Below are 19,749 nucleotides of genomic sequence, written 5' to 3' on the forward strand. Positions count from 1 at the left end.
CCGCTATGCTGTCTACAGGCCCTGCCGGCATGCAGTAACGTTCGGGGACTGACTTCTTCAACAGAGTTTTATTGGCCCGGCTTCAAGCGGCCTTCAGCATGTTCAACGGGAATGACCGTATGAGCCTGATAATCAAAATATTTCCCCTCGATAAGCCCAATCAACGTATTGGTCACCCGGACTTCAACATCGTTGCTGCCTGGACGCAGCAGTGCCGATGCCCCTTCCCAGCGGTACGGGGACCACGGGCGCACCCCCAGCGAATGGCCGTTCACCGCCACTTCGATGCAATCATGCAGCGGCCATTCGCTCAGATCCAGCTCAAACACATCTGACTCGGGCAACTGCTCCAGGAGCAAGGCTTTCCGGTAAGTAAGCTGTCCGGCATAGTACGGGTAGCCCTCGCAAGGCTCCATCGTAACCGTCCCCGCTGCAGAAGGCGGCTCCGTCATTACCGGCCTCCGATCGGCATCAAAGGCGACTCCGAAATCTCCCCGCAGGTAAATGGGGTCCGTGACGCCGTCCCAATCGTGCTGGACCTCGACCTCAATCCTCAGCTCATTGCAGCCTGTCTGCAGCAGCTTCGTAATATCGCAGGCAAGGTTGGCCGGGTCGTATACCATCTCCTGGCGGAAATCATCCCGTGAAATCACCTGGCCGTTGACATACATCAGCCATACGCCGGATACTGCGGAACGGTCCATCATCAGCTGGCATTTCTGCGGCAGCGCATCGACTGTGAAGGCCGCTGCGTACGTGCAGGATACCGGATACCGGAAGCTCAAATTCATCGGTGTTCCAAAAATTTGATCAAACCGCAGCGGATACGTTACCTGCTCCTTCAAATCGGCGCATTGATCGATAAAGGTTTTGGCTTGAACCGTGAACATCTCCGGGCTCAGCTGCTCCATCGCCAGCCGGAACGTCTCGAAACGGATGATGTTGGGCTCCGCTGCTTCCAGCAACCACGGCCCCGCCGGTGTGACCGGGAAGCGATGCGGCTTGCTCCAATCCGCCACGGGCCGCATATCCGAAGCCCGTACGCTTTCATCCGGCGCCGCCTCGTCCTGAAGCGTAATTTCAATACAATGCGATTCATAGCCGCTAAAAGCTAGGTCCAGCCGCCATTCCCCGTCATGATGCCGAGCAGCGAGCGGGCGGGCCAGGCCAGTCTCCAAATCGAGCCGCCGGATCGATTCAATCCGCTTTTCTTCTCCGTGCTTGCCAGCGGCTTGCGCACCCAGCAGACGAGGATCAATGCGGATCAGCACATCGTGGCTTCCCCCCTCCTGATTGCTGATGAACACCGCGGCCTTGTTCTCCGCCAGCCAGCGGGTCTGCATCAGGAAGGAGCGGCTCGCCGTCTCCAGTCTGACCGCAGCCGGAGCCAGCTCGTTCAGCAGCCGTACCAGCTCATCCAGCGCAGTGTCTACATGCGCCGCCCCATCCCTGGCGATGAAATAGGCGCCAGCCGGGCTGCCTTGGCGAAGCAGGGGCGCCGACGCTGTGGCTACCGCTGCCGAGGAGGCTCCTGCGCCGCCCGCTTGGGCGGCTGTCGCGCCGGCCTGACGCCCTCTGCGGCCGTAAGCCTCCTTCAAGGCCAGCGCCGCTTCGGCTTCCCTCCAGTAGTCAAGCTGCTCCTGCCGGGCTGCCCCGAACACCTGCAGCAGCTCCGCCTCGGCCGGACTGCCGGGCTCAATCGGCTCATAAGGCAGCAGACCGAAGCTGATTACGGTGCCGCCCTCCTGCATAAACTGCTGCAGCTTCGCCCAGGCTTTGGCCTCAAGGTTCGTCATCGGAGGCAAAATCAGCAGCTCGTATTCGGCCTGTCCCAGCTTCACGGTCCCGCCGCTTATATCCGCTTCCGCCAGCAGCTCCGAATCGAGATGATCGTAGTCCATCCGCTCCTGAAGCAGCCGCTTCGCCAGTGCCGACCAATCCTGCTTCAGACGCTCCAGGCGCGCCTCCTCAGCCTCTGTAACGCCGCAGTATCCGTATCCATGCAGCGGGTTGCCCAGATGCGTCCAGAGCGACGTTGCAGGGTCTACAATCGCCATGCGGATATGTGCCCTGCCTTCGCTCATTACATAGCTAATCCGGCTCGTATAGTCCGCCAGAGCGCGGAAGTGCGACCAGTACGGATTTTGAAAAAACTGCGACGGCGGAGCGTCATGCTTGGCCATGGCATCCATCGTGTAATAAAAAGCATGGAAATTGTAAAAGTTCGTTCCCAGCGCCGCCATCCGGTCAATCATCCACCGCGCATCCTGCAGCGTCATCGACCAGCCTACACTGTGGAAGCACTCAATGAGGTTTCTTTCCCGGCCAAGCTGCCGGGCCAGCGAGCTGACCATCTTCGGATTATCACGCATCCGTCCCGCATAGCGGTCAAGCACCCACTCCAGCGAGCGGCCGAGCTTCTCATGCGCGCTGTCCCCGCCGACAACATGGCTGAACAGCTGCGTCGTCATCCGCATCGCCGGCACCTCGGCCACATACTGCAGCCCGTTGGCCTCACACCAGTCATGCACCTGCTTGTGATACGACTCTCTCAGCAGCAGATGTACAGTCTGGAAATAATCGTACCGGTGCTTCGCCGCATTCGGAGCCGCTTCGTCCACAAGCGCCGGCAGCACGTCCGTCAGCGCATAACCGCAGCGGGCTTCAAAAAACTCCGCCACCTGCGGCGACCACGGCACATTGCCGAGCAATCCAATCTCATCCGTGAACATTCCCTTAATGACTGTGCCGAAATATTCACCGACCTCGCTCTTATACCGTTCGTGCGTCAAACGGATAAAGGTGGCCATCGCTTCCTTGTTGCAGGGATCGACGAACGTGCCGTAATATTTAAAGTCATCGATTTCCCGCTCCAGGAACACATGCACCTCCCACTCCCCCGGCGGAACGGCCCATTGGAGGCGAAACACCGTCCGGTAGGTGAAAAAGCGCTTTTGATTATAAGCCGTAAGGCCCGTTTTCTGAAAAACCGGATCGGCCTGATGATTACCGATGAAGCTGCGTATCTCAACAGCCGCCTCCCAGAGCTTCCGTCCTGACGAATCCAGCGGCACCGCCCGGGCCGATATAACTCGCGCCCAAGGCAGCTCCATGCGCAAGGTCTCCCCGCCGCTTGCGCGCATCGAGCGATGCTCCAGTGTCTGGTGCTTCGCCTCCGGATGCAGCAGCGTAACCTCCCCGCCCGCAATCCCGCTCGGATACGGATATTCATCGTACAGCCATACATCCATGCCGTTTTCCCTGGCCTCGTCAAGAGCAACCCGAACCTTGTCAAACCAGACCTCCGACAAATAAGGCACAGTCAATCCCTGACGGGGGCACAAAAAGAACCCCCCGACTCCTTTTTCACGCATTTCCCTGATTTGCCACTGAATCTGGCTGTCTTCCATCTCCCCGTTCCAAAACCAGAACGGATGAATACCAAACGCAGCGGCTGGCTGCTGAAATTGCTGCTCGCTCCACATCCCAAGGTCCCCTTCTTTCATCCCGGAATAACAGCTGATCATGGTTTATCGTCATTGGCCCTGACTATGCTTTTTACTATAGGAGGGGGCGGCGGCAATCCGCAATTTGATTTTCTTGATCCGTCGTTGAACACGGTTTGCACTTTCTTGCTTTACATGAACTTCCTTGTGTGCGGAAAGCACAAACTCCCGGCCGCCGCCGCATAAGCGGCAGCAGACCGGGAGCTCCGGGAACATCATAATTCCTGATCAGGTTTTATTTTTCATTCGATTCCTTACGGACCTTGATGACAACCTTACGTACAGGAACCGGCCCGTCCACTTGTACACATGGATAATGAACGTCATTTTCCGTGAGCACTGTAAACAGCCCTGGCTTCAGTGTGTACCACAAGCCTTCGCCTTCAAAAACCTCCAGATCCTTCTGCGGGTCATAGGCGGTCTTCACCTGCATCGTATTCAGCGGAGCCCAGCCCATGCGTTCTTCCCCGCTTACCAGCGCCTGGATGTCCCAGTATTCCCGGTGCGCTTCCCAGAAGCTTTCTTCCTCCGTCTTGCTGGTATATTCCTGCACAATCGCGATAACGTCCGTACCCTGCAGTTCTGTTCTGCCGAGCGGCAGCTCAGAGAAATCCGTTTGCTGCAGATAGGTAAGCGCTAGCTTCATCCGCTCTCCCATACCGTAATAAAGCGGAGCCCGGTGCAATTGATCCAAAATCATATCTAGCCATCTCCTTTAATCGTATGCCTTTTATTGTATCATACCTGTTGGACACAAACAGCCCTGGGAAACGAATCACACAACAAATAAAACTCAATCATACCGAGAATGATTCCTATTGTCAATATTGACAATGATAATGATTTTCAATATCATCATACTAGTAAACAGCTTCATTATTTGGAGGAGTGAGCAAAATCATGGCATCATTATTGGTTTATGCCAGCATGACCGGCAATACACAGGATATGGCGGATGCTGTTGCTGCAGGCGTACAGGAAGCAGGCGGAGAAATCGAACAAAAGGACGTCATTGACGCTTCCGCATCAGAGCTGGAGCAAGCCGATGGAATCCTGCTCGGTGCGTATACCTGGGGAGACGGCGATCTGCCGGATGAATTTTTGGACTTTTATGAAGAAATGGACAATGTAGATTTGACTGGTAAAATCGCCGCCGTCTTCGGCTCCTGCGATTCCGCCTATCCGGCTTATGGGGCTGCGGTAGACCTGCTGATTGAAAAACTGCGTGAGCGCGGTGCTGTCGTGCTGCAAGAAGGGCTTAAAATCGAATTATCCCCATCTAATGAAGAAACGGAAATTTGCAAGGAATTCGGCCGCACCTTCTTCAAAAATCTTTCTGAATAAACGGATAACGGTTTCCTTGTCCCCAAACACCGGAAGCTTATTATTCCAGGCTTCCCTTATTGCTAAATAAGGGAGGCCTGTTTCCATGAACCCGCGGCATTCAAAAATCATACTGAACAAGCCTGGCCCGGATGTGCGACATCCCAGGGACCAGGCTTATTTGTATCGTATGACTCATACCACACTTGAACTTGCAGGCGGTTCACTTTTTATGGCTTACAACAATGGAAGCAGTATGCGTTCTTTTTGTCCGGTCCTCCCCGATTCGTTCGCATAATGCACCATCGCCTGTGACTTCATGTAGTCCCTGCCGCTGGATTCAGGCTCACGCCCTTCTCCAAGTGCCGCAAGAAATTCGGTGAGCGTATCCGGCGCGCTGATGTCCCCATCGTTATCCAGCCGTTTGGTCGTCCCTTCTCTGCACACCAGGATGACTTCGCTGCCGCCCAGCTCCAGGGAGCCCTCCGTGCCTTCAATGCGCCACATGCCGCGCCAAGTGGTCGGCGTGCTTCTGGAGGTCAAGGAGCCGCTGTAATGCACGCGAATATCCCGCTCCAGCTCCATAAAAACATGCGCATTCGTCACTGCGCCTTCTTCATTCCAGCCCCCTGCTGCCTGATACAGCTCGGCTCGGACCGCCCGTGCCTCCACCCCGGTTAAATATCGAATCATATCGAAATGATGAATTCCGATGTCATTAAGAAGATGAACCGGATATTGGCGGCCGGGCTGGCGGTGGTAGCGGCTGAACAGCACCTCGATATGGGAGATTTGTCCGATCGCTCCAGCGTCAATCAGCTGCTTCAGCTTTCTGACGGAAGGCTGGCAGCGGTAGTTTTCAGCAATCATGAACGGGATGTTCAGCGCAGACGCCAATTTAACGATTTCAATGGATTCCTCGTAATCGAATGAAATCGGCTTTTCGCACAACACGGGAATGCCCCGCTCAAACGCTGCCCGATTTACAACAGTATGAGCCATCGGCGATGTAACATTCACCAGAAAGTCGGGCCGATGCTCCTCCAGCGCAGCCTCCAGAGACGTGTAGAAGGGCACCTCCGTCCCCTCCAGCTTCTGCTTCATGGATTCGTTCCGTTCCACGACAGCCGCGACAATGACCGGCTCCTGCTGAAGCCGTTTAAACCATTTGAACCCCGCTTGACCAAGTCCGACAAGCACTGCTTTCATCTGCTGCATCCTCCTGCTTTGTTCGCTAGTATGAAATACGCGTACAATGTACGTGCGTACATGTATCATACACCGAATCCGCCCGAATTGCTGCCTCTGCCGTAATTTCAATTTTGCCGCGGACGTTGATTAACGCTATCTATGACAGCCATCTTCCTTTTCGCCTGCTGCGGATAAAAACAGCCGATCCCGGAGGATCGGCCTTGTTGGGCTTACTTTTTGTTTTTCGCCAGAATGGCGGAAGCGTCTTTTCTGAACTTCGCTGCGGCATCTTCAGGCGTCGTCTTTTTGTACAAAATTTGCTCATTCAAATCATTGATCAATTTGGTGATTTCAGCCGCGCCTACAGGCTCCGGCGGATCCAGCGGGCTGCTGTTTTGCTCCGCCCATGTGATATAGTCGAACACCTTCGTTTGGGTTGCATCCAGCGTAGGCTTCAAGGAATCTTTAATTTTGGACGAAATCGGAATGCCTCTCTCGCCTTTAATGATTTGGTTCGCTTCTACGTCGTTGGTCCAGAAGTCGATGAATTTCATCGCTTCCTCTTTTTGCTTGGAGTTCTTCGCAATCGTGAAGTACATGCTCGGCTTCATGAACAAGCCTTGCTTCGCGCCAGGACCCGGCATTGGATGAATTTCCAGATTGCGTTTAGCTACTTGGGAAATCAAAGCAAATTGGTTCGACCAAGCAAATGTGGAAACCGCTTCGCCTGTTGCCGCCAAATCCTCTTCCGGCGTTCTTTTATTTGTCGCCACCTTATCCAGCTTGGCAAGCAGACCTGCATCATATAAGCCCTGGTACATTTTGAAGTAGTCTACGAAGTATTTGTCATCCGTATAGCCCAGTGCCGCACCGTCATTGCTGTACAGATGCTGGCCTACCGTACGCAGGTAGTAAGAAAAGAATACTTCCGGTTTGAAGTCCATCGTCAACAGCTTGTTGGCTGCTTTCAGCTTGGGAGCCATTTTGAGCAAATCATCGAACGTCCAATCCTTGGATGGCGCATCGATTCCGGCTTTTTTGAGCGCATCCACATCAAGCGTGGTTGCCAGCGCATTCACGCCCAATGTAATTGCATACTGCTTGCCGTTGTACTTGCCGCCGTCCAGTGTCGTCTGGTTGATGGAGCTTTTATCGAACAGCCCTTTTTGAATGAGCGGATCAAGCTCTTCCAATTGGCCTCTGCCCGCGTATTGAGCCAGATAGGAGATATCCATGGAGATGACATCCGGCAAATCGTTTGCTGCCGCTTGCGGAGCAAGCTTCTTCCAATACTCATCAAAGGATGCATATTCCGGCGTGATTTTCACATTCGGGTGCTTCTTCTGGTAAAGCTCGATAACCTTCAAGGTATAATCGTGTCTTGCTTGGCCGCCCCACCAGGCTACCCGCAAATTAACCTGATCCTTACCGTCTCCGCCGGAGCTGCCTGCTTGTGACTGGCCGCCTGAATTACCGGACGGGGCTGCGCCGCCACATGCTGAGAGAACGAGTGCAACCGCTAATAAAAGCAGGATTACCTTTTTCATCTTTGTACCCCCTCAATTCATGGAATAGGATATTGCAATACCTTCATTTTAACCTGTTCCCCAATTTCTTAAAGCCAAAAATCCGTTATTTTTGTTCAAAAAGCAGTCATCTTGAAAACGCTTAATATGGATTTTGGCGATGCTGCAGAACACTGGACAAGAACGCCAGCGCCAGGCCCTGACCCCAGCCCTGAATGCGCTTGTGGGGCACCCCTTTATATCCGTCGGCATCCCTCATCACAGCCGTTCCCGCAGAAACCTGCGTCACGGTGCCGTCCGGCGCGATTTTGTCCAAAATTCCGTGAAGAGCCTTCTGCACCGCCTTATTGTACAGCTTTCCTTGCGCCGCAAGCGCCGCGGCAATACCTGCCGATCCCGACGTTTCCTCATAAGAATCCGGATCATTGACAATGGTATGCCATAGCCCGTTCTCGGTTTGCAGCCGGACAAGCGCAGCAAGCTGATCACGCAAGGAGCCTTCAATAATCATAAACGACGGATGCGTCACATGCACAATATCAAGCGCTCTTGCCATCGTAAACGCCGCCCATGCATTGCCGCGGGCCCAGTTGATGCCGGACATCCGGCTTTGGGCCAGATGATCCCACCCATGATAATACAGATTCGTTACAGGGTCCTGTAAATAATTCTCATGGCCGTGATACTGCTTGAGGCCGTCCTCCAGATAATCTTCCCTATCCAGCATGGCACCTATACGGATAAGGAAATAACCGGCCATAAACATCGTATCCACCCAGGCCTGCTGCGGGAAATTGTACGATTCCGAGTTGACCGTATGCTGGAAGACGCCTTCGGCGAACCGTTCCGCATCATGCTTGAGAAACTCCGCCATCTGAATGGCGATGTCCATATACGTTTGCTCGCCGGTAGCCTTATAAAGCGTAAGCAGCGTGTGCCCGATCGAAATGCCGTTGACCGACAGCTTCGGCAGACCATCCTCCAGCTTTTCATCCACCCATGCTTTGAGCAGGGCAAGATACTCCTTGTTACCTGTCGCTTCATACGCCTCGGTAACGCCGTAAAAGGCGACGCCCCCCGGCCAATCCCAGTCAAAATCCATCTGGAAGGTGCGGTGAACGACCTTGTCGATCACCTGCTTGATTTCTTGTTCATCAAAAACGAGTGCTGGCATAATTGTGTTTTGCTCCTCTCATCGGCAGCTCTGCGCAGGCTTATCCTTTCAAGCCGCTGGTGCTGATGCCTTCAACAATGTATTTTTGGAAAATCAGGAAGACGAGGATAACCGGAACCAGAGACAATGTCGCCATGGCGAACATGCCGCCCCAGTTCGAGATGCTTTCTCCGTCAAGGAACATCTTGAGCGCAAGCGAAACCGGATACATTTGAGCTTTATTCAGATACAGCACCGCATTGAAGAAGTCCTCCCACCGCCAGTAGAACGAGAAAATCGTAGCCGTGACGAGCGCCGGAACAATCAGCGGCAAAATAATGCGGAAGAAAATGCCGTATTTCGAGCAGCCGTCCATTTTGGCCGCTTCATCCAGCTCATGCGGAATCGTACGGATAAATTGCATAATCAGGAAAATGAAAAACGGAACACCAAAGAAAAACGGCACAATCAGCGGTTTGAAGGAAGACAGCCACTGCAGCTTGGCAAACATAATGTACTGCGGAATAATCGTCACGTCATGCGGCAGCATCAGCGTCATCATGACACAGCCGAACCAGAAAGCACTGCCGAAAAACTTAATGCGCGCAAATCCGTAAGCGACCAAAGCCGACGACAGAACCGAACCGATGGTAGCAAAAATAACGATAATAAACGAGTTTTTGTAGTAGGTGGCGAATGAAATACCGCCGATTCCTTTCCAGCCCGAAACATAGTTGTTCCATTCCAGCTTGCTTGGAATTAAAGTATACGCCTGTGTGAATATTTCACTGTTGGGCTTCAGCGAGCTGGCCGCCATCCACAAAATCGGATAAATCATCAGCAAGGACAACAAACCGACGATAATATGATAAAGGTAAGGTCTCCACGCTCTGCTGCCTCGTGTGCGGGTCACTTTGCCGACCGCTTGATTCGTCACTGTAGACATATGCAATCACTCTCCTTTGGACTCGTAGTGAACCCAGTATTTCGACGATTTGAAAATAACGAGTGTAATGACGGCAATAATAATGAGCATCGCCCAAGCCATTGCAGAGGCGTATCCCATCTCGAAGAATACGAATGCACGGCGGAACAGGTACAGCGAGTAGAGCAGCGTATTGCCAAGCGGCGAGCCTTCCCCGTTGGAAATAATATAAGCCGGGGTAAAGGTCATAAATGCCGAAATCGTTTGCATAATCAGGTTAAACAAAATGATAGGGCTCAGCAGAGGCAGCGTGATTTGGAAAAACTTGCGGATGCCTCCGGCGCCATCCACCGCCGCGGCTTCATAGTACGATGCCGGAATGTTCTTGAGACCCGCCAGAAAAATGAGCATGGATGAGCCGAACTGCCACACCGATAACAAAATCAGCGTCCACAATGCTGTAGCCGGGTGCCCGATCCATGAAACGTCCGTATGAATGCCGATAACGCCCAGGAACGAGTTAACCAATCCTTTTTCTCCGAAAATTTGCTTCCACATAATCGACACGGCTACGCTGCCGCCAATCAGGGACGGGAGGTAAAAGGCTGCGCGGTACAAGCCGATCCCGGACATCGCTTTATTCAGGATCATCGCTACAAACAGCGCAAAGGCCAAACGAAGCGGCACGCTGGCAAAGACATAGGTCAACGTGACCTTGAGCGACTTCCAATACATTTCATCGTCCATGAGCATCTTCTGGTAGTTGTCCGTTCCGATCCACGTCGCGGAAGACAGCAAATCATACTGTGTAAAAGAAAGATATAATGAGGAAAGGATCGGATACAGCGTAAAAATCAAAAAACCGAGAACAAACGGCGAGATAAATACGTATCCGACCACATGATTATTCTCTCTTAATCTCATAGTGTCCAACTCCTAATCTGGATTGTCTGGCTATCCTATCTCTTGTCTTTATTATAAAAACACCGGCGGCAGGAATGAATTTAAAAAACCGAGAGAAATGTTCAAAAAACAGGGGAATCCATTCATGAGGCTATTCCGCCATACACCCGCTTCTGCTGCCTAACAGCCCGATTAGTTTCAGTCAATGGTATCCGTTCTATACGTTCCCTCAACAATTCCTCCTTTCTCAGACGCGCCTCCAGCGCGATCGAATCCCAAGCGTGCGTGGCGGCACTCGCGGCGGCGGGTCGAACCCCACGCCGCATTCGCATTCGCCTTTTCCATGAACTTTCGGTAGGCGGGCACTTGCTTACAGACTTGGACGCCAGGGTTCTCCAAGACCAGGCTTCTCCAAGCGGCGCCATGCCTTGTCTCCGGCCCTCATGACCTACAAAAAAGAGGCCGACTCATGTCAGCCCCCGCCTAATATCTTATTCAGTCCTTATTCAACCTGATTACCATGTGGTCGACCGACCGCCGTCATGCAGCGAAACACCGCGCGCTGGGAGCTGCGCGCGGTGCGGAACGCCATCGAAGCTTTAGCTCTGCCGGCTGCCCTGAAGGTCTTGCTCTGTCCACCAGCAAGCCGCCCGCTCCCTTATTCCCTCCCTGCTTATGGATTCCGTTTGTATTCAGTTGGCGTCAGGCCGGTATACTTCTTAAACACCTGACTGAAATACTGCGGATTTTCACCGAAGCCCAGCTTGTCCGCCAGCTCGAATATTTTTACATCGTCTGACGCCTCAATAAGCTCAATGGCCTTGTTAATCCGAATTTTCATCACATAATTGGAGAAACGCTCGCCCGTTTCCTTTTTAAACAGCTTGCCTACATAATCCGGATTCATGAACAAAATCGTCTGGGCAATCCAGTGAATGGACAAATCCGGGTTCCCCATATGCTCGTTTATCGTCTCTATAACCTTTTGAATAATGGCTGAGTGCTTGTTTTTATTTTTCTCATAGTGATACAGTGTAATTTCCTCGGCAACCTGCCGGAAAAAAGCCTCAATCGTCTGCAGCGTATGCATTTCCGCCAGCACAGGCAGCTTCTGCATGAACTCTTCCATCCGGTCGGCTTCGCCAAGCCGAATCATCGCCATGTACATCTGAATCACATACGATTTCGTCATCGGAATGCTGAGCCGGAGCCCGTTCAAGCTGTTGAAAATATGCTCGATTTCCCCGCTCGCTTCATCCCACTGCCCGGTCTTGACCGCCATATACAGCTGCTCGCTGTCAAAGCTGAAATCCTCGTCCTTCACAGCATCGGGCATCCACACATCCTGCTTTGTAATCAGGCTGCCCTCACCGAGGTAAAAACGGTAATTGATGCATTCAAGCGTTTCCCGATACAGCTTGCGGGCCCCGGCAATGGTGTCCGGTTCACTAAGCGCAATCGTCGTGTCTTTCTTATAGTATTCCTTAAACGTTTTGCGGATTTCCACAATCCGTTCCTGGAGTGTAGAGGCTGTATCCTCCTCTTCTTCAATCAGAATCAGCACATGATCTCCAATGGTCGTGCTCAATATCGTTTTGCCCAGAATGTCCTCTGCAATATTCTTAATCGCAAACATGTGCTCGAACTCGAAATCGCCCTCCAATTGAAACAAAATAAGCCGGATTTTTTGAGCCTGAGAATTTAAATCGAATAACTGCCGGTAATACTCCCAATCCTTCGTTCCATACGTTTTATTGGTCACGAACTCCTTGAGAAACTGTTCCTTTACGTGCGGTAATATTTTTTGCAGGCCGTATTTCATATTTTGGATAAAATGCTCCCGGGTCTCCGATGTGCTAATCTCCTTGGCGCATTCCTTCAAAGCGTCCATAATGACATTCTCATTACAAGGCTTCAGCAAATAATGCTTGACCCCGTACTGCATCGCCGTGCGGGCATACTCAAACTCGCTAAAGCCGGAGAGCAGAATAAACTGTGTGTTCGGATACAGCTTTTGGCTTTGTGCCACAAGCTCCAGCCCGTCCATGCCGGGCATTTTGATATCACTGATAACAATATCCGGCAGATGCTCCGCCATGCGGTCCAGCGCTTCCAGGCCGTTGCGGGCCGTTGCGGCCAGCACGGTGCCGCACGCTTCCCAATCGACCACATTTGAGATCCCTTCCAAAATAATCCGTTCATCATCCACCAGCATCACCTTATACACGTCTGCACCTCGTCTCATAAGGCAGCCGGATTTGGACAGTTGTCCCGCGGCCCGCCTCGCTTTTAATCTCCATGCCATACAAGTCGCCAAAGGCTATTTTAATCCGGTCGTCAATGTTGCTCAGCCCGATCCCCTTACCCTTCGTAATTACTTCCCTGCGCCGCAGCTTGTCCAAATATTCGGGAGTCATTCCCGGACCGGTATCGGTAACATACAGCTTCAGCCCGTCTTCTTCAGCCGCGGCCCGGATAGTAATCGTACAAGGCTCCAGCATTTTTTCCACGCCGTAATGAATCGCATTCTCCAGCAGCGGCTGCAGCGTCAGCTTCGGAATACAATAAGCTTGCAAATTCTCCGGAACCTCCATCCGGAAATCGAGCCGCTCTTCAAACCGGTAGCGCTGAATCGTAACATAATTTTTTACAATCTCCAGCTCCTGATCAATCGTAATCAGCGGTTCCTTCAAACTGATGGAATTACGCAGCAGGAAGCCCAGCGCTTCCACCATATTTGAAATTTGGGCTTGCCGGTTGACCTTGGCCATCCAGTTAATCGACTCCAGCGTATTATACAAGAAATGCGGATTAATTTGCGCCTGCAGCGCTTTAAACTCCGTTTCCTTTATCGTGAGCTGCTTGGCGTAATTTTCTGTAATGAGATCGTCGATTCGCTGCACCATCGTATGGAATGTGCGATGAAGCAGCCCTACCTCGTCCATCGGGAGCGGATCAGGGAGCGGCTCCTCCAGCTTGAATTCTCCTTTTTGGACAAGCCTCATTTTGGAGATCAGCCGTTCAACCGGCTTTGTAATGCTGCGGGCAAACCACATGCCCAGCGCGATAACGAGGCCGAAAATAATAATAAACTCTATGAACACCAAATTTTTAGTCGCCGTAATCCGCTCGAAAATTCGGTCGAACGGGATAATATTCCAATACGCCCACCCGGTATAGGAAGATTGCACGCTCGCAACGAAAACCTTCTGCCCGTTCAAATCGGTAATTCCGTAATCCCGCCCGAGATCGTCCGACAGCTCCGGCAAATTGGCGATCGTTTCCGTGCTGCGCGGGAACAAAATCTCCTGCCCGGCCGTGACGACAAATTCACCTGTTTGCCGCTCGGAGCCGCTTGCGACATTATGCACTACCTTCTCCAAATCGATGCGGATAAACAACGTACCCAAATCGTCCAAGCTGAAATTCGTATCAAAAAAAGCCCGGACCCGTCTTGCGGCGACGAGGGAAGCATCATAATCGTTCGGATAGATCCAAGTCAGTTCGCCAGCCCGCTTTTTTGTGACCTCATCAATTTCAACCTTCCGATCGGGCGGGGTAACCAGAGCATTGCCGGCCGCGTATTCTCTTCCGTCATAATCTAAAAGCTGAATCGAGGTAATGAAATTTTCCGTATTCGCATAAACGCTCATCCGGTCCGTGATATCCCTGGAAATTCGCAGCCGCTCATAATCGGACAGCTGCCCCGATTTCAGCGTCCTCAGCGCCTCCTGCAGCTGCATATCTGCGATCATGCTGAACGATAGCTTTTCCACCTTTTTAAGCTCATTCTCGATGCTGGTGGAGGACAAATTCAGAACCTGAGACGATTTCTCATAAATTTGCTCATCATAAATAGAAAACGCATATTGATGAACGCCTAACGTAAACACAAATGCGACAATCATAATGACCGATACGAGGAACGAAATTTTATGTTTAATACGCCAATTCGCATATAACGCCCTCAGCGATACCCTGAATCGTTTCATGCTCAGTTCTCATTCCTCTCCGCCTTCGCTGCCGATTCCTGCATGAATCGATTGATCCTGAACGAACCGATTGATCCTGCACGAATCGATTTCATTGTAACCCGATCAGCCTGCAAACTCCAACTTTGTTTCAACTGTGCTATGCGGCTTGCTGCATAATGGCGCTCGGCTGCCAGCGCCAGCCCGTTCTGCCTTTCGGCTAATACGTTCCCGTAGTACTAAAACCACCGACAGTATTCGCTTACTGCTGGTTGCAATAAAAACAGTCCATCGCTTTATCGCTGCATCCCCCATTTGAAAGCATGGATTTTCACACAAAAAGAGTACCGCAGCCTTCGCAGGCGCAATACTCCTGTACAAAATATAGACTGTCGGATCATTTACTTCCTTACCTTGCGCAGCTCCCAGCACGCGGTGTTTCACTGCATGACGGAGGTCGGTCGACCACAGGCGTTATTGTCCTGACCCTTGAACACGCTGCAGCTGCTTATGAGCTTTGCATCTTCTGCAAACGCAGCGCGTTTAATACAACGGATACTGAGCTTAGCGCCATAGCCGCTCCGGCAACCCATGGAGCAAGCAGGCCGGCCGCCGCAATCGGAATTCCCAACACATTATAGCCCAGCGCCCAAAACAGATTTTGTCTAATGTTCTCCATCGTCTTGCGGCTAATGTATATCGCCTCAGCCACACTTTCCAAATCTCCGCGCATCAAAGTGACATCGGCCACCTCCATCGCCGCATCAGTTCCGGTTCCCATCGCCATCCCGATATCGGCCGCCGCCAATGCCGGAGTGTCGTTAATACCGTCACCAACCATGGCGACCTTCTTGCCCTGCGCCTGCAGTTTTTTTACAATATCAACCTTGTCCTCCGGCAGCTGCTCGGCGACTACTTTACTGATTCCGGCCTGAGCGGCAATGGAGGCGGCTGTCCGCTTATTGTCCCCCGTTACCATAATGGCTTCGATTCCAGCTTGTTTAAGCCGGGCAATGGCTGCCGATGAGGTAACCTTAATCCTGTCAGCGACAGCGGCCAGTCCCGCACAGCGGCCATTTATAGCCACCAGGATGACCGTCTTGCCCTCTATTTCCAGCTTCTCTACGAAGCTTTGAACATAGTCCGCCTTAATATCGTATTTCTCCAGAAGCCTGCTCGTCCCTGCAACCACAACACGTCCGCGGATAACTGCACGTACCCCAAAACCGGGCAGCACCTCAAACTCATCCGGCTGTTCTCCATAAATCCCTTGCGCTGCAAGACCTGCAACCACCGACTGAGCCAATGGGTGCTCCGAGCATCGCTCTGTACTGGCCAGTAACCGCAAAAAAACCGTCTTATCCATATTAATAGCAAAAGCATCGGTTAATTCGGGCTTCCCTTTTGTAACCGTTCCGGTTTTGTCCAGCAGGAGCGTATCGATACGATGTGTCGCTTCCAAAAATTCGCCGCCTTTAAACAAAATGCCTCGCTCCGCCGCGCGTCCGGACCCGGTCATAATCGCGGTGGGCGTTGCTAATCCCAAAGCGCATGGACATGCAATAACGAGAACAGCAATAGCCTTCTCCAGCGCTCCGGACAAAAATCCAGGCTCCAGCCACAAATACCACACGAGGAAAGTTAATAAAGACAGAATCGTCACCACAGGAACGAATAGACCGGATAGCGTGTCGGCAATACGTTGAATCGGGGCTTTGGAGCCCTGCGCTGCTTCTACCGTTTTCATAATTCGGGACAGCGCCGCTTCATGGCCAACATTCGTAGTCCGGATGAGCAAAGTGCCGGACAAATTCAGAGTCCCTCCGAAAACGGCATCTCCATAAGCTTTATCAATCGGCAGGCTTTCACCGGTCAACATCGATTCATCCGTGCTGGACCGTCCCCTGATGATTTCCCCATCCACGGGGATGCGCTCCCCAGGCTTCACGAATACAATATCGCCCGGCTTTACCTCCGAGATGGGGAGCATCACCTCACGATGCTGTTGAAGCACAACCGCTTGACGTGCCTGCAGCCCCATCAGTGCCTTTAAAGCCAACGTTGTTCTACTTTTGGCTCTTGCTTCAAACGCTTTTCCAAGCAATACCAAGGTAATAAGCAAAGAGCTTGTTTCAAAATACAAAAGCGGAGCATGGCGATCAGCTTCTTGAAGGAACCAGTTCATCGTATTCACCACGCTGTATAAGAAAGCCGAGGTCGTTCCCAATGAGACCAGAACATCCATGTTGGCGCTTCCGCTGCGCAGTGCCTTGAAGGCTCCCACATAAAACGGCCAGCCAATAATAAATTGAACCGGCGCCGCTAAGACCAGCTGCATCCAAGGCTTCAGAAACAGCATTGGAACCGGAATAAAGGCCATGAATGGAAAATGACCCGCCATAGCCCAAAGCAGCGGAAAAGACAGCAAAGCGGATATGACAATCCGCCAAAATTGCCTTGTCCATTCCGATTGCCGATAACGTTCAGTTTCAGTCTGCTCAGGCTCTAAAATTGCGGAGTATCCAAGCTGCACGATTTTTTGTTGAAATGCATGGACCTGTATTTCCTGAGGATTGTATGCCACACGAGCCGTCTCCAACGCTAAATTGACCGTCGCTTCCGTTACACCGGGCAGCCGGGACAATCCTTTTTCAATTCGAGTCGCGCAGGCCGCACAAGTCATTCCCTGGATGAACATTGTGCTGAGTCTCGTCGTCGTTCCCGAATGCTGCATGCAATTCCACGCCCCCCCTTCATTACTAAGCCTAGCCTTTTGAAAAGCATACCAATGCACAATTGTGACCGTATATTAAAAACGTTCCGTATCATCGTCCGCATTCCATAAACCAGTCATGGCTTCATCTCCGCCTCCCCGGTATGAAAGCATGGACTTTACCAGAAAAGATAGCCACATCCACACATTCAAGACACTCTTATATAGCCAATCCCCTTGTCTAATATGTACGATCAATTTCAAGGGATAGAACTGCTCTGTTAAGATTTCGTATACGTTCGTTTATCAAAGAGGGAGTTTGTGTGAAAGAGGCCGCTTTCATACTGGGGATGCACTAGAAAGTCATGACGGCACTAGAAGCTACTCGAACAGCATGAAGGTGAAATCCCATGAAGATCCTTGTAGGCATAATAATGAATCAACCTTATAGACAATAAAAAAACAAGACGCAACTAGTAATCTAGTTGCGTCTTGTTTTTTTGATGCCGGTGAAGGGACTTGAACCCCCACTCCCTCTCGAGAAACGGATTTTGAGTCCGTCGCGTCTGCCATTCCGCCACACCGGCAAATATTAAAAAGTAATTCGCTTTCAATCTTAAAAATAAAAATGGCGTGCCCTAAGAGATTCGAACTCCTGACCTTTTGATTCGTAGTCAAACGCTCTATCCGGCTGAGCTAAGGGCACATCCAAAAACAACTGGTGCCGAGAACCGGACTTGAACCGGTACGATAGTCACCTATCGCAGGATTTTAAGTCCTGTGCGTCTGCCAATTCCGCCATCCCGGCTTGGTAAAATAATTGTGGAGGCGCCACCCAGACTCGAACTGGGGGTAAAGCTTTTGCAGAGCTCTGCCTTACCACTTGGCTATGGCGCCATCAAAATCATGGAGCGGACGACGAGATTCGAACTCGCGACCCTCGCCTTGGCAAGGCGATGCTCTACCACTGAGCCACGTCCGCATAATTATAAAGCTGGGGATCTAGGATTCGAACCTAGGCATGACGGAGTCAAAGTCCGTTGCCTTACCGCTTGGCTAATCCCCAATGGGAATATGGGGCGATCGAAGGGAATTGAACCCTCGAATGTCGGATCCACAAACCGATGCGTTAACCACTTCGCCACGATCGCCACGGTATTAGATTACTTGGCAGGGGCAGCAGGAATTGAACCCACACTAACGGTTTTGGAGACCGCTGTTCTACCTTTAAACTATGCCCCTATAAAAATGGTGGAGGATGATGGATTCGAACCACCGAACTCGTCAGAGAACAGATTTACAGTCTGCTGCGTTTGGCCACTTCGCTAATCCTCCACGCTATGAAGTTAAATGGTGCCGACTAGAGGACTTGAACCCCCAACCTACTGATTACAAGTCAGTTGCTCTACCAATTGAGCTAAGTCGGCACATAATTCTAAATGGTGGCTCGGGACGGAATCGAACCGCCGACACGAGGATTTTCAGTCCTCTGCTCTACCGACTGAGCTACCGAGCCTTGTATGATGAAGTTAAATGGCGGAGCCGACGGGATTCGAACCCGCGGTCTCCTGCGTGACAGGCAGGCATGTTAGGCCTCTACACCACGGCTCCGCGTTTGTTTCCGAAGTTCATCTTCGAAAATTAAGTTGCGGGGGCAGGATTTGAACCTGCGGCCTTCGGGTTATGAGCCCGACGAGCTACCGGGCTGCTCCACCCCGCGTCAATAATATTCTATGGTGGAGGCTGAGGGGATCGAACCCCCGACCCTCTGCTTGTAAGGCAGATGCTCTCCCAGCTGAGCTAAGCCTCCAAATAAAGCAACGAAAATCAATATACCATAAACTTACTTATATTGCAATAGTGGTGACCCGTAGGGGATTCGAACCCCTGTTACCTCCGTGAAAGGGAGGTGTCTTAACCCCTTGACCAACGGGCCTTACTAAGAACGGAGAGAGAGGGATTCGAACCCTCGAGACGCTTGTGACGCCTACACGATTTCCAATCGTGCTCCTTCGGCCAACTCGGACACCTCTCCATATGGCTCCCCGAACAGGACTCGAACCTGTGACAACTCGATTAACAGTCGAGTGCTCTACCAACTGAGCTATCAGGGAATAGTGACTGTATGTTTTCACATCGCAGTCGCAACAAATATTTATTTGTCGGCTTGGCAACGTCCTACTCTCCCGGGACCCTGCGGTCCAAGTACCATCGGCGCTGGAAGGCTTAACGGTCGTGTTCGGGATGGGTACGCGTGGTTCCCTTCCGCCATCATCACCAAACCTGCAAGCTTTATGAAGCAAAGCTGCTTCGGAAGCTTGTTTTCTTCGAAGAGCTCCCTCTTCGAAAATGCTGCAAGAAAATCTCCAGCCTTATCCAAGGCATGCAGCTTCTTGCTCAAGGGATTCCTCCCTGAAAACTAGATACGAAACGTTCCATCCATCCATGTTTGGTTAGCTGATGTATCTTGGATAAGCCCTCGACCGATTAGTATTCGTCAGCTCCACACGTTACCGCGCTTCCACCCCGAACCTATCT

At 51.8% G+C, this 19,749-nt stretch carries 11 protein-coding genes, 17 tRNA genes and 1 rRNA gene; 1 reads left to right on the top strand and 28 read right to left on the bottom strand.

The window, feature by feature from the left end; genetic code table 11:
• Window positions 1–68 precede the first annotated feature (68 nt).
• Both WBG83_RS05460 and WBG83_RS05465 read right to left on the bottom strand, forming a co-directional pair.
• On the bottom strand, window positions 69–3,485 hold the full coding sequence (locus WBG83_RS05460; protein WP_336743378.1) for a glycosyl hydrolase: 3,417 nt from the start codon (window positions 3,483–3,485) through the stop codon (window positions 69–71).
• A 256-nt stretch (window positions 3,486–3,741) separates the two neighbouring features.
• Window positions 3,742–4,206, bottom strand: a complete 465-nt coding sequence (locus WBG83_RS05465) for a YhcH/YjgK/YiaL family protein (protein WP_336743380.1) — start codon at window positions 4,204–4,206, stop codon at window positions 3,742–3,744.
• Between the two features lie 200 nt (window positions 4,207–4,406).
• On the opposite strand from WBG83_RS05465, the gene WBG83_RS05470 reads away from it, so the two are divergent.
• Window positions 4,407–4,850: a flavodoxin gene (locus WBG83_RS05470; protein WP_336743382.1), complete on the top strand. Its 444-nt coding sequence runs from the start codon at window positions 4,407–4,409 to the stop codon at window positions 4,848–4,850.
• Window positions 4,851–5,066: 216 nt separating this feature from the next.
• Here WBG83_RS05470 and WBG83_RS05475 read toward each other — a convergent pair whose 3' ends face one another.
• From WBG83_RS05475 to rrf, 26 genes are all read right to left on the bottom strand, one after another.
• Window positions 5,067–6,038: a Gfo/Idh/MocA family protein gene (locus WBG83_RS05475; protein ID WP_336743384.1), complete on the bottom strand. Its 972-nt coding sequence runs from the start codon at window positions 6,036–6,038 to the stop codon at window positions 5,067–5,069.
• 212 nt (window positions 6,039–6,250) lie between these two features.
• Window positions 6,251–7,567 carry an ABC transporter substrate-binding protein gene (locus tag WBG83_RS05480; RefSeq protein ID WP_336743386.1) on the bottom strand — a complete coding sequence of 439 codons (1,317 nt, stop codon included), beginning with the start codon at window positions 7,565–7,567 and terminating at the stop codon, window positions 6,251–6,253.
• A 121-nt stretch (window positions 7,568–7,688) separates the two neighbouring features.
• Window positions 7,689–8,720, bottom strand: a complete 1,032-nt coding sequence (locus WBG83_RS05485) for a glycoside hydrolase family 88/105 protein (RefSeq protein ID WP_336743388.1) — start codon at window positions 8,718–8,720, stop codon at window positions 7,689–7,691.
• Window positions 8,721–8,760: 40 nt separating this feature from the next.
• Window positions 8,761–9,645 (bottom strand): carbohydrate ABC transporter permease, encoded by an 885-nt coding sequence (locus WBG83_RS05490; RefSeq protein ID WP_442955793.1) that lies wholly within the window; start codon window positions 9,643–9,645, stop codon window positions 8,761–8,763.
• A 6-nt stretch (window positions 9,646–9,651) separates the two neighbouring features.
• Window positions 9,652–10,548 carry a carbohydrate ABC transporter permease gene (locus tag WBG83_RS05495; protein WP_336743390.1) on the bottom strand — a complete coding sequence of 299 codons (897 nt, stop codon included), beginning with the start codon at window positions 10,546–10,548 and terminating at the stop codon, window positions 9,652–9,654.
• 652 nt (window positions 10,549–11,200) lie between these two features.
• Window positions 11,201–12,754 carry a response regulator transcription factor gene (locus WBG83_RS05500; protein WP_336743392.1) on the bottom strand — a complete coding sequence of 518 codons (1,554 nt, stop codon included), beginning with the start codon at window positions 12,752–12,754 and terminating at the stop codon, window positions 11,201–11,203.
• Window positions 12,747–14,519: a cache domain-containing sensor histidine kinase gene (locus WBG83_RS05505; RefSeq protein ID WP_336743394.1), complete on the bottom strand. Its 1,773-nt coding sequence runs from the start codon at window positions 14,517–14,519 to the stop codon at window positions 12,747–12,749. The genes WBG83_RS05500 and WBG83_RS05505 overlap by 8 nt, the downstream gene beginning before the upstream one ends.
• A gap of 487 nt (window positions 14,520–15,006) precedes the next feature.
• Complete coding sequence (locus WBG83_RS05510) at window positions 15,007–17,232, bottom strand: heavy metal translocating P-type ATPase (protein ID WP_336743396.1); 2,226 nt, start codon at window positions 17,230–17,232, stop codon at window positions 15,007–15,009.
• A 483-nt stretch (window positions 17,233–17,715) separates the two neighbouring features.
• Window positions 17,716–17,798, bottom strand: a tRNA-Leu gene (locus WBG83_RS05515).
• Window positions 17,799–17,840: 42 nt separating this feature from the next.
• Window positions 17,841–17,917, bottom strand: a tRNA-Arg gene (locus tag WBG83_RS05520).
• Window positions 17,918–17,930: 13 nt separating this feature from the next.
• A tRNA-Leu gene (locus WBG83_RS05525) sits at window positions 17,931–18,019 on the bottom strand.
• A gap of 15 nt (window positions 18,020–18,034) precedes the next feature.
• Window positions 18,035–18,108, bottom strand: a tRNA-Cys gene (locus tag WBG83_RS05530).
• Between the two features lie 10 nt (window positions 18,109–18,118).
• Window positions 18,119–18,193: transfer RNA gene (locus WBG83_RS05535), tRNA-Gly, on the bottom strand.
• Window positions 18,194–18,205: 12 nt separating this feature from the next.
• Window positions 18,206–18,277: transfer RNA gene (locus tag WBG83_RS05540), tRNA-Gln, on the bottom strand.
• Window positions 18,278–18,286: 9 nt separating this feature from the next.
• A tRNA-His gene (locus WBG83_RS05545) sits at window positions 18,287–18,362 on the bottom strand.
• A 17-nt stretch (window positions 18,363–18,379) separates the two neighbouring features.
• Window positions 18,380–18,453, bottom strand: a tRNA-Trp gene (locus WBG83_RS05550).
• A gap of 7 nt (window positions 18,454–18,460) precedes the next feature.
• Window positions 18,461–18,546: transfer RNA gene (locus WBG83_RS05555), tRNA-Tyr, on the bottom strand.
• Window positions 18,547–18,562: 16 nt separating this feature from the next.
• Window positions 18,563–18,638 (bottom strand) — tRNA-Thr (locus WBG83_RS05560).
• Window positions 18,639–18,651: 13 nt separating this feature from the next.
• Window positions 18,652–18,727, bottom strand: a tRNA-Phe gene (locus tag WBG83_RS05565).
• A gap of 18 nt (window positions 18,728–18,745) precedes the next feature.
• Window positions 18,746–18,822 (bottom strand) — tRNA-Asp (locus tag WBG83_RS05570).
• 35 nt (window positions 18,823–18,857) lie between these two features.
• Window positions 18,858–18,931 (bottom strand) — tRNA-Met (locus WBG83_RS05575).
• A gap of 14 nt (window positions 18,932–18,945) precedes the next feature.
• Window positions 18,946–19,021: transfer RNA gene (locus WBG83_RS05580), tRNA-Val, on the bottom strand.
• 51 nt (window positions 19,022–19,072) lie between these two features.
• Window positions 19,073–19,147 (bottom strand) — tRNA-Glu (locus WBG83_RS05585).
• 10 nt (window positions 19,148–19,157) lie between these two features.
• Window positions 19,158–19,246 (bottom strand) — tRNA-Ser (locus tag WBG83_RS05590).
• A gap of 3 nt (window positions 19,247–19,249) precedes the next feature.
• A tRNA-Asn gene (locus WBG83_RS05595) sits at window positions 19,250–19,325 on the bottom strand.
• A 51-nt stretch (window positions 19,326–19,376) separates the two neighbouring features.
• Window positions 19,377–19,493: ribosomal RNA gene (gene rrf, locus WBG83_RS05600) — 5S ribosomal RNA — on the bottom strand.
• Window positions 19,494–19,749 lie beyond the last annotated feature (256 nt).

This window comes from Paenibacillus sp. y28 (genome assembly GCF_037137075.1).
GTDB lineage: Bacteria > Bacillota > Bacilli > Paenibacillales > NBRC-103111 > JBBBNV01.